We start from the raw sequence: 741 nt of genomic DNA on the forward strand, positions 1-741 counted from the left end.
TTGTAAAACCAACAGAACAAGAACCAGTGATGAAAGACACAATGTCTTCACTCTCTGTGGATTCATTTGCTATTCACGCAGCCCTTGTCGTCGTCGTTACGGCTTTCTCTTATGTCGCAGCAAACTACTTATCGTCGTTCCACGACAAAGTACAAATTCCGACATTTGTAACGGGCTTTTTGGGCGGAATGCTCGTGCGAATTGTCGCGAAACAAACCAAAGCGTCACGATACCTTTGTGATGGAGCATTTAAGCACGCGGCTGGTATCAGCACCGACTACCTGATCATATTTGGTATTTCAGCAATCAAAATTACTGTTCTTGCTCAGTACCTTGCGCCAATGATCGTACTCGCCATTGGTGGCATCGCATTTACGTTGTGGCTGATCTTCTGGGTTGCGCCTCGAATTATGGGCGATGATTGGTTTGAAAAAGGCATATTCTCCTGGGGCTGGCTAACAGGCACAGTTGCAATGGGCATCGCGCTATTGCGCATTGTTGACCCTAAAATGCGTAGCAAAGTTCTGGATGACTACGCCATTGCTTATGTGCCTGGTTCAATTACCGATATCTTTATCATCTCTCTGATGCCTATCGCGATGTATAACGGTATGGAGTGGCAAGCACTTGGTGTCGGCTTAGCTTATATCGCAGTAGTCCTGTTTATCTGGCGATTTGTATTTAAACGCAGTGGCCAAACGGTAACGGACGCGTCTTAAATACTCCGGCTCGGGAGATTTT

1 pseudogene is annotated in these 741 nt (G+C 46.3%); it reads left to right on the forward strand.

Going from position 1 to position 741, the window contains the following annotated elements:
* Positions 1-719, forward strand: a pseudogene (locus R7Z49_RS24725) (sodium:glutamate symporter); the annotation flags it as partial.
* Between the last annotated feature and the right edge of the window lie 22 nt (positions 720-741).

Origin of the sequence: Vibrio sp. 1562, from assembly GCF_033340155.1 — a bacterium.
GTDB lineage: Bacteria > Pseudomonadota > Gammaproteobacteria > Enterobacterales > Vibrionaceae > Vibrio > Vibrio alginolyticus.